Consider the following 9,278-nt stretch of genomic DNA (forward strand, 5'->3'; position numbering starts at 1 on the left):
ACGGGCAATCTTATCGCTTCCGTCAAAGTATGCGAAGGATAGAAAAGGGTAATATGCAGAATTCCTAACCTAATATTGGAAGTTGAGATGGCTAACGTGGATCACTTTATTCGTGATCAAAGTGGATCACTTTTTGGTTGACAAAAACATCTGCTGTCTTATTAATATCATCTTGCCACAGTTGAAATCCGTATATTAGTGCAGAGTGAAAAAAATTTATTGAATATACAAATAAACCGGTCCACGGACCTACGCCTATTATTTCTCTTCTACCAAACCAAGGGAATAAAAGAAAGGCGAATCCCAAATCGAGGATAGCATTCGTGATTATATACGCCCAAAAGCGTCCATACGTAAACTTTAGTACCCATATTGCGGCTATTGAAAAAAGGCCATACATAATGACCGGGAAATTTACATCTCCGAAATACCAAAGATTAGCTATCATTCCTAGCTGATAGATGATTCCACTTGTAACGGCTGTGAATAAAGCTGATGGAATATAACGTTTTCTATCTTCCTCTTTCATGAATAAAATCGTTAACCAGGGTACGATGAGTAGTATCCATGAAAACACTTGATTACTCATATTATCCTCCACAAGGTCTGTGCTCCACGTAGGATTTACTTTTCAAACAGGTTATATTCAATATCCAATCATGGTCGGTAAGGCAATAAGGGACGTCTTCGCTATAGTGCAGGAGCGAAAAAAGAGTTTCGTTAGTTTCTCTCTAAGTAATATTTAACCAGTTTAATGAGCATCCTATGTTCCAAGTGCAATCATGAAGCGAGGGGAACCAAGTGCCTACGGATCAACTATTGAGACAGACTAGGGTCGATTTTAATCAAACATCATTACAACACTTTTTTGGTTCGGAGCTATTTTCGTCGGGTTGGTGGCTTCTAGTCGGGATGCTGGTAGTGTTTTATATTTTATGGTGGAAACTCCTCGATAAAGAAAGACTAATTGAGATGTTATTATTCGGTTCGTTTATCACCGTATCAGCCACTATTGTCGACACGGTAGCCGTAAATTTTGGATTATGGCAGTACTTTACCAGGCTCGTCCCGATTAGCCCAGCTCCTTTTCCGGTTGACTATACGATTCTGCCCATTTTATTTATGCTGGCTTACCAGTATACCAATAACTGGCGTTCCTTTTTCGTTGCTTCGGTTATTGCCAGCGGTGTGTATACGTTCGTTATAAATCCCTTATTCTTGTATTTTAACGTCAAGCAACTCTTTGCTTGGAAGGTATACTATTATCTTCCGCTAGGTGTAATAAATGGCCTAGTCGTTAGATACGTATTCTTGCTTGTCATGAAAAAACAGTTTGGTGAGGAAGGCATTCGTAACCCGTCGACTTTGTTTCGTCCATCTATAATCCCCGCTAGAAAGCATTTTGAAGATGATAAGAATGAATAGGAATCGTCTTTTATTGAGAGCGTTTGGCGTGGGTAGGCGAACGCTTTTTTATCGACTGTAAATTTCACGCTCATCTATGAAAACTTACCCAACGCAACCACCTGAAATTCTCTTAAGATTGTCTCTGCGGTCGCTATTTCTTCATCTGTTTTACATTCAACGGATAAAAGGATTTCCCCTATAAGCCTGGCATCGGTACGATGCTGCCTTTTTCTAATTGATTTATCAATCAGATATCCAAAACCAGCCCCTAGAAGTAATCCAAAAAGTCCAACTGTGATTGACCCGATATATAAAATTGAACCGAAAATGACACCGAGCAACATAAATACAGTGGCCGAAAATGCCATGCCGTCAAATAAACTTAATCCATCGGATTTATACATATCGTCAATTAATACTGGTTTTCCTTTAACACATGCGTCAAGGGGGACTACTTTTACCAAATCGCTGACAAACCCTTTTTCCTGTAAAGCATACACAGCTAATTCCGTCTTTAGCGAAGTTTTGAATAGCCCATAGATATACTTCATCCAATCACCTGGTGTCTAGTATAAACAAGAAAAAGGTGGATATGCTAACCCCATGATATCCATGCTGCCGACACGGCCCAGTCGGGAAGCACGGCCACGGATACCGGAGGCTGTGGTTTTCTTTTCTTTTACGTCGGTGAGAAAAAGGCGTTCGATGTCGGTATCAACTGCGGGCATCTCTTCTCCCCTTTCGACAGTATTGACTTATCCGTAATCTATTTTGCCCGATGGTAAACAGATTGAAGCGTGAGCCTATCGATATGGGGCCACACTTTTCCTTAAAGGATATTCCGAAGAAACGGCGATTGTACGGCCTTCGATTTGATTGGGTGTAGTGCTTTAGCTTGGCATATTCTTCCCGTAGCCGGTCTACTTCACGGGATACTAAGATCGCTTGGTTAATTCTACGGGTCAGCAGGAGTTCGGAGGCTTCGTGGCGTTTTTTGTGGATTAGTTTCAGAAGTTTATCTGCTTCGCTTTTCATCGGCAGGAATCACTCTCTTCCAACATTTGGCGAGTGATTATTCGATGTGGCCAGGTGCATTTCCTTCTTTTTACATTAAAACAAAAGAAAAAGCGTTCGGCATTGGTGGGGCCGGACGCTTGTAATTTTAATTCCAATTTCCTATTAACGCAGGGTTACTCCGCTCATATCTTTTATAGCTTGAACTTTCGATTTGTTTTAGACAGTAAAACTCATTTAGTAATTCATCAATCTCCCGTGATAAATGGATTGCTTCGTTGTTGCGACGGGTAACGAGAAGACGTCTGGCTTGATGCCTTTTAAAATAGATTTGCTTTAAGATTTTCTCCATTTCTTCCTTCATCGAATTTCCCTTCTTTTTACATATTATTTTGAGGAAAAACTATGATAAACGATGTCCCTTTTTCACTTGTTTCAACACGGATTTTTGCTCGATGTCGTTCCACGACACCATAGCAAACCGCCAAGCCTAACCCAGTTCCGTGGTCTTTGGTGGTAAAAAACGGGGTCCCTATTTTATCGAGAATCTCCTTGGGTATCCCTTTCCCCCGATCGATAATTTGTAACACTACATTACTTTCATCCATGTACGTCTTAATCGTTACGAATTGTCGGGGAAGACTCGCATCTAAACCGTTTTGGACCAAATTGAGTATTAGTTGGCGTAATTCCTTTTCATCTCCGAGTATTTCGGAAACGGTGTCCAAGACTAGATCAATCTGTTTGTCTGCGGCAAAAGCGTGGGCTCGCAGAAGAGGGAACATCTTTTGAATAATACTGTTAATGTTTTCAGGCGATTGAAACATGTTCTTTGTTTTCGAGAGGGATAGAAAATCGGTTATTATCGAGTTTGCTCTGTCAAGTTCCGAAATCATTAAGTCAATATATTCGTGGAAATCATAAAGCTCATCTTTACGGTGCATCAATTGAAGAAAGCCTTTTACCGTAGTTAACGGGTTTCTAATCTCATGACCAATACCACCGGCAAGTTGTCCAATAAGATTCAAACGGTCTAATCGACTAAGCTCTTTCTCCATCTTTTTTTTGTCGGTTATATCATAGGTTATAGCCAAAACGTAGTCCTTCCTATCAATATTAATAATCGAACTGGATTGGAGACCAATTCTCCGCTCTTTATCTTTTGTTTGAAAGATAATCTCGCTTCCCTTATTCGTTTCATCGAAAAAACCATCTCTTGATTGATTAAAGCTGATAAGAAAATCCAGTTCAAAAATTGACCGTCCGATTACCTCTTCTCTCTTATATCCCGTTATGCTTAACCAGCTTCGGTTCACATCAAAATAAACTCCATCCAAAACGGAAATCATTGAGACCATAGCAGGATTTTCATGAAAGACTTTATAAAATCGTTCCTCTGAAGAACGTAATGCAGATTCCAGTTGCATTAAACGATTCTGCTTTAGACGCCGAAATTTACGTTTCATGAATGTACCTCTATCGATTAATTCTTACAGCATTATACAGTACATCCCATGCGAACGGTGTCAAATTATGTCATTAAGATCGCTAAACTTAGAAGTTTTTGGCATTAGTAAGACATTGTTGACTTACTCCCCCACTAGAGCCGCTGGTTTTAGGAAGACCTTCATAGGTAATTGGGACATTTCAAGCTATTAAGATGGACGTGTGATCGGTCAATAGTTTTGGTCGAAAAAGGACATTAATTTTGGACTTTTTTGGCCACTTCGCATGGCCGTTTTTTATTGTTTTTTACTGTCCACTACGGTTGGAGTTCAGGGTTGTTCGGGCACCCCGCTGATCAAGATAAGGCAATGATGCTTCGTCACCTTGGCCAATGGGTGCCCGAACCGCCATGACTGACCGGCTTGGACAAAGAGGCTTTGTGGATACTTCTCCGGATTTGCCCGGAAGATCGCTATGCGGTCAAAAAGGTTTTCCGGTGCGTCATGCGGTAGCTGTCACCCGTGAGGGAGAAGAGTTCGCTATGGTGCACTAACCGATCCAGAATGGCCGTGGTGATGACGTTATCGCCAAAGACTTCGGTCCACTCTTCAAAGCTCTTATTCGAGGTAATGATGATGGACGTTCGTTGGTAGTTGCTAGACAAGATGTTAATCTAACGGATTTTAAGGTAAAATATTCTATGGAGAGTAGTCCGTAAGGGAAAAAGTGTACTAAGAAACTATTGGCTTTTAAGGGGTGTTTTATTTGAGCCTACCGCCCTACCTTTCGAACCTTATCGAATTGTATGTCGACACTAGACGGAAATTAAAAGTAGAGATCGATGCCGTCCCTTATACACTTCGTGAAAAACAACCTATCGATGGCTATTGGTCAGTTTCAGAAGTATGTGCCCATTTATCGCTCGTTCAAACGTCCGTTAGTCGCATTCTTGAAAAGCTTATTAAGAAAGCTAATAAAGAAACACTGAACCTTCAAGGAACTGCAAACTGGGATACGAACCTACCTTCTTTACCAGAAAAGGTAAGTGCACCAGTAAAAACTTTTCCCGAAAAAGAAATCTCTTTCGATACTGCATGGACCGAGCTAGAGCTAATCCATGCCAACATATTACACCATATTCCGGAATTAGCCCCATTCGATTTAGGAAAGCTCACTTTCTTTCACCTTATCTTCGGTGAATTAAACATATATCAGTGGTTGAGGTTTAACGTTGAACATGAAGAACGACATACTAGCCAAATTAGAAGAATTAAAAATATGTTTCTGATCGAGTCTTTTATAGCTGCCTATAATGTTTTTGACGTTGATGGGATGGTATCCTTATTGCACGATAATATAATTTTTGAAAATTACTCAAACGGCGAACGGAATGTGTTCACTGAAGGTATTGAGGATTTCAAAAAAATAGCTGTACAGTCTGTCTCTCTCTTTAAGTCGAGGAAGCAAAGTATTTCCGATATTACATTCCAAGGGGATACTGCCGAAGTTACGATAAACTTTGAGGGTATATTGGCTGTTGATTTTTCTGAGAGCCTGAAGGCTGGCGAGACTCTGAATCTTCCGGGAAAATCCGTATACCGTTTTTCAGAGGGTAAAATCTCATATATTGCAGATTATAGTTAATTTTTCGATCTTTGTTAGAGAACGAATAAAAGTTTGCATAGAAGGTGATAATCCTGTTTATTCGTAAAGCACCTGTTTTAGATGCTTCTGTATCGGACCATAGCACTTATTCATTTGAAAAGCACTATGAGTCTTTATTGGCGAAGAATTACACTTGGATGTTCGGAGACTATCGGAAAAAAGTTGAAGAGTATACGTCTTTATTTCAAGATTTGGGTATTTATCCGAATCCGTGCAACAAAGCAATTGACCTTGGATGTGGTTCTGGATTTCAATCTGTAGCCCTCGCTATGTTAGGATTCGAAGTTTTGAGTATCGATCTAAACAAGACTTTACTAGACGAACTAAAAGGTAATTCTAGAAATCATAAAATAACAACCATACAGGCAAACTTACTTGACTTCGCAAGATATGCAATGGACTCGGAGCTAATTATTTGTATGGGCGATACATTAAGCCACTTAGATAGCTTTGGAGAAATAGAGCGTCTATTTAGCAACGTTTTAGAAAACCTGCGGAAAAAAGGTAAGTTTTTAATTTCTTTCAGAGACTATTCAATGGAGTTATTGGGACTAGACCGAATTATCCCTGTCCAAAATGACGATAACAAAATAATGACCACCTTTTTAGAGTATACAGAAAATAGCGTATTCGTCCATGATATGATTTACATGAAGGAGCATCATGGTTGGAAACTTTATAAAAGTTATTATAAAAAGTTACGAATTACATCTATATGGATTAAAGAACAATTTAAAAAATTAGGCTTCGAGATAATTCATCACGAAACCCTAACCGGATTCGTGTACATACTCGCCCAGAAGAAATAACCCTGCTAAACCTACACCTCCGCTACTGCGGTCTTATCCGGAAAATCTGAGAGATTGTTGTTTGGCGGTCCGGTGGCTCGTGAGAACATGAACTTATATGGTCGCCCTTGTACACCTCCTGTTGAATAACGTTAATGAAACAACCTTAACGAGGCCGCAGGTTCGAATCCTGTCGCCCCGACCATGAGTTAGCTGGGGTATCGTAATGTTAGCGTTGACTAAGGTTAGGATTCGACGCCTAACGTGACGCCTACTGGGTTTGAAGTAGTAAAATATTGAGGAAACAATTAAGGCCAGGATGAGCAGTCCTGGCTTTTTTGCGTTTTTTTCTCCTATAATTCAGTCGGTATCTGAGAATTTGAATAAAAAAATACAAAAATAGGGTTTACCACAGAAAACCAAGAAGTAGAATAATTTTCCCAATGAAACTAAAAACTTCTGAACGAATGGCGGGATTCTTCCGAGGTCAAAGATTTCACCTAAAAGGTAGCTTATATGTCTCTTTTCTTCACTCGAATCAACTTTCGTATTTCGTTCGCACTTTTATTTATGTCGCCTTGTTCTAGTAAGAATTCAATGAGATGACCTTCTCTTTCAGATGAAAAGCTAATACTGTTGATTTCGAGGTTATTTCTTTTAAGGATATTTACTATTTCAATCGATTTATTTGCTAATGTTTCATCGTCTTTTATCATGTTATAGTTAAAATACACGTTAAAGTTGTATTTTTGAGGATGATCATCCTCTTGGAGTTCTTTGTCTCCGTAAATTCCATAAGTATAATTCTTTACTTCTTCGTTTATAAAGCAGGTATCGATTAAATCTCTCATTTCTTTGGTATCTTTGTTTTGCAAATAACTATCGTAATTTCCGCCAACATGAAATTCAATCCCATCCTCGTTACAGAGTGCTTTTGAATAATACCGTCCTTTAATAGGATCGTAGGTTACCCACTTTACATGAAATGTCTTATCGGGATATTGAACCGCAAGATAGTTTTTGTACTCGAAGTATAGTGTTAATTTGTAAATATTAAAATATAATTGCCATAAGAAAAATATAAGTGTAATTGAAATCAATAGTTTTTCCAAGCGTGTTAAGTTTTTTAACTTAGTCCAAATAAAAAGAATACTCTCCATCTATACTACCTTCCCACAGTTTTTCACGAATGTCATCATTAGACGGTAATAATGCTATTGGCCCACAGCTTGGCACGTAATGGCCGCGAGATCACAGGCTGGGCAGTTATAGACGAAGTGTCTCAAGGAATATCCAACAAAAAAATACAATTGTCAAAATGACCAGCATAGTGATGATGTCAATAATAGAAGGCAAGTGAATCACCCCAGGCTAACTCGGCATCATATTTTCTTTTGTCCATTGTAATCTACAGTCTCTACAAAGGAAGTCTCTAGTTAAAAAAGGATTTACTCTGAAATACCATACATAATAAATTAAACCTGGTAAAATCCCAGAAGCAAGAATAAGTACAAACCATAAGATGTATTTCAGTACAAACATGATGCCTTCGGATTTTGCTTTGAAAATAACTCTTTTAGAGCCACATCTGGGACAAGGAACCCATGTTAATTCCCATGGTCGTTCATTCCGTAAAATAAAATCTTGATATTCTTTTGAAAGAGCAAAGTTTATTTCCACTATTAAATTTACCCCCTAAAGGAAAAGATGGCTTAATATAATGATTTAATAGGTTGCCTGAACAATTTCTCTTTTTTCGTTCAACCCACGAAACACAAAACTACCGATATCTGATTTCAACTGGCAGTAATGCAATGCATACCCATTATCTATATCCATTTCCACATAAATTGTAGACTTATTTTTTACTTCTTCCAGCGTTAATCGATTTAAGTAATCTCCATCGTTTGAAACAACTACTTTTTTCACAGTTGGATTAATCGTCTTTACTGCGAAAACAGTATCATAGTTATCATCATCCGTTAGACTAGCAGACCATGTTTCCATAGTAACTTTTTTATAATCCGTCAACACCTTGTACACATCCAATTTTAAACCAATAAAATCCCAAACAGATACTTCTAATTTCAACAGTCATCTTTCATATCCTTCACTGCAATAAGAAAAATTAAAAAGAAGAAAAAACAGGCAGCCATCTTTATTAAATCGACAGCTGCCAGTATGCCCATAAGACACAGCGGGTAGAAAAGCGGATCATGAGTATCCATCAACCGCATGTTAGACCCATTGTTCGGGGAAAAGCCAAGGCCGCCATCAGTCTATTCAACGGGTATACGCGGATAGAAAAACTGGACTGGGAGTTATTTAGTGAAGGAAACACTATGATTGAATCGGTAGAAGCCTATCTTCGACGATACGGCAATTATCCCGAGGTAATCCAAGCCGATAAGAGCTACCGAAGCCGAGAAAACCTCTAATATTGCAAGAGACATGGAATCCGCCTAAGCGGCCCGAAACTCGGTCGGCCATCCACGTCGGAAAAGATGACGAAAAAACAGATTCGTCTGGTTTTTTCTTATATTACGGTTTTGTACACCTTTTCCATAAAGTAAGTAATAGTGGGTACCAAGGATGGCGATGATGATAATCAAAATGGCGAAAGCGACAATCTTTGACCGCTGGGAAGCGATTCCCGGCGGTTTTTTCTTTCACACTAATTATGCGCATTCCATAAAATGGAATCATAGGTAATGCCTCATTCAACGTGAAAGGAGGAGTTCTGAATGGGTTGTGCGGTTGGCGGAGGTTATGTTGGTTTTTCAACAGTTGTTGGCCTAGTAATTGCTCTCATTGTTATCGGAGCATTCTATCCAGCGATTATTGGCGTTGGGTACATGGGCGACGGTTGTTAGTCAATGAAAGGAGCATTCCTGTAATGAATAAATTGGCGCTTTGAAAATGAAAGCACCCCCTGATAACATACGAGGTGTTCCAAAG

Annotated in this window: 13 protein-coding genes and 1 pseudogene; 5 read left to right on the top strand and 9 right to left on the bottom strand. The window is 39.1% G+C overall.

Annotation, left to right across the window (positions count from 1 at the left end):
• Positions 1–106: 106 nt before the first annotated feature.
• The gene (locus GJ688_RS18740) at positions 107–589 is read right to left on the bottom strand and encodes a hypothetical protein (protein WP_155478040.1); all 483 of its coding nucleotides are present in this window, start codon (positions 587–589) and stop codon (positions 107–109) included.
• A gap of 212 nt (positions 590–801) precedes the next feature.
• Between GJ688_RS18740 and GJ688_RS18745 the strand changes: the two genes are divergently transcribed.
• Entirely contained in the window at positions 802–1,425 is a 624-nt protein-coding gene (locus GJ688_RS18745; RefSeq protein ID WP_155478041.1) for a CBO0543 family protein, read from the top strand.
• 74 nt (positions 1,426–1,499) lie between these two features.
• Here the strand turns inward: GJ688_RS18745 and GJ688_RS18750 are convergent, their stop codons facing one another.
• From GJ688_RS18750 to GJ688_RS18770, 5 genes are all read right to left on the bottom strand, one after another.
• Positions 1,500–1,958 (bottom strand): hypothetical protein, encoded by a 459-nt coding sequence (locus tag GJ688_RS18750; protein WP_155478042.1) that lies wholly within the window; start codon positions 1,956–1,958, stop codon positions 1,500–1,502.
• Between the two features lie 15 nt (positions 1,959–1,973).
• Entirely contained in the window at positions 1,974–2,135 is a 162-nt protein-coding gene (locus GJ688_RS18755) for a hypothetical protein (protein WP_155478043.1), read from the bottom strand.
• Positions 2,136–2,569: 434 nt separating this feature from the next.
• Entirely contained in the window at positions 2,570–2,785 is a 216-nt protein-coding gene (locus GJ688_RS18760; RefSeq protein ID WP_155478044.1) for a hypothetical protein, read from the bottom strand.
• 16 nt (positions 2,786–2,801) lie between these two features.
• Entirely contained in the window at positions 2,802–3,887 is a 1,086-nt protein-coding gene (locus tag GJ688_RS18765; protein ID WP_155478045.1) for a two-component system sensor histidine kinase NtrB, read from the bottom strand.
• A gap of 452 nt (positions 3,888–4,339) precedes the next feature.
• Positions 4,340–4,531: an ATP-binding protein gene (locus GJ688_RS18770; protein WP_155478046.1), complete on the bottom strand. Its 192-nt coding sequence runs from the start codon at positions 4,529–4,531 to the stop codon at positions 4,340–4,342.
• Positions 4,532–4,632: 101 nt separating this feature from the next.
• Here GJ688_RS18770 and GJ688_RS18775 point away from each other — a divergent pair, with 101 nt between their 5' ends.
• Together GJ688_RS18775 and GJ688_RS18780 are read left to right on the top strand one after the other, a co-directional pair.
• Positions 4,633–5,511, top strand: coding sequence for a nuclear transport factor 2 family protein (locus GJ688_RS18775; RefSeq protein WP_155478047.1), 879 nt, complete (start codon positions 4,633–4,635; stop codon positions 5,509–5,511).
• Between the two features lie 44 nt (positions 5,512–5,555).
• A complete protein-coding gene (locus GJ688_RS18780; RefSeq protein ID WP_155478048.1) occupies positions 5,556–6,341 on the top strand; it encodes a class I SAM-dependent methyltransferase in 786 nt (261 codons plus the stop codon).
• A gap of 491 nt (positions 6,342–6,832) precedes the next feature.
• Here GJ688_RS18780 and GJ688_RS18785 read toward each other — a convergent pair whose 3' ends face one another.
• From GJ688_RS18785 to GJ688_RS18795, 3 genes are all read right to left on the bottom strand, one after another.
• Positions 6,833–7,480 (bottom strand): hypothetical protein, encoded by a 648-nt coding sequence (locus tag GJ688_RS18785; RefSeq protein WP_155478049.1) that lies wholly within the window; start codon positions 7,478–7,480, stop codon positions 6,833–6,835.
• 211 nt (positions 7,481–7,691) lie between these two features.
• The gene (locus tag GJ688_RS18790; RefSeq protein WP_155478050.1) at positions 7,692–8,000 is read right to left on the bottom strand and encodes a hypothetical protein; all 309 of its coding nucleotides are present in this window, start codon (positions 7,998–8,000) and stop codon (positions 7,692–7,694) included.
• A 45-nt stretch (positions 8,001–8,045) separates the two neighbouring features.
• Positions 8,046–8,411 carry a hypothetical protein gene (locus GJ688_RS18795; RefSeq protein WP_155478051.1) on the bottom strand — a complete coding sequence of 122 codons (366 nt, stop codon included), beginning with the start codon at positions 8,409–8,411 and terminating at the stop codon, positions 8,046–8,048.
• A gap of 89 nt (positions 8,412–8,500) precedes the next feature.
• Here GJ688_RS18795 and GJ688_RS18800 point away from each other — a divergent pair.
• Together GJ688_RS18800 and GJ688_RS21145 are read left to right on the top strand one after the other, a co-directional pair.
• A pseudogene (locus GJ688_RS18800) lies at positions 8,501–8,842 on the top strand (transposase); the annotation flags it as partial.
• 222 nt (positions 8,843–9,064) lie between these two features.
• Entirely contained in the window at positions 9,065–9,193 is a 129-nt protein-coding gene (locus GJ688_RS21145) for a hypothetical protein (RefSeq protein ID WP_268892116.1), read from the top strand.
• Positions 9,194–9,278 lie beyond the last annotated feature (85 nt).

This window comes from Heliobacterium mobile (genome assembly GCF_009720735.1).
Classification (GTDB): Bacteria; Bacillota; Desulfitobacteriia; order Heliobacteriales; family Heliobacteriaceae; genus Heliobacterium; species Heliobacterium mobile.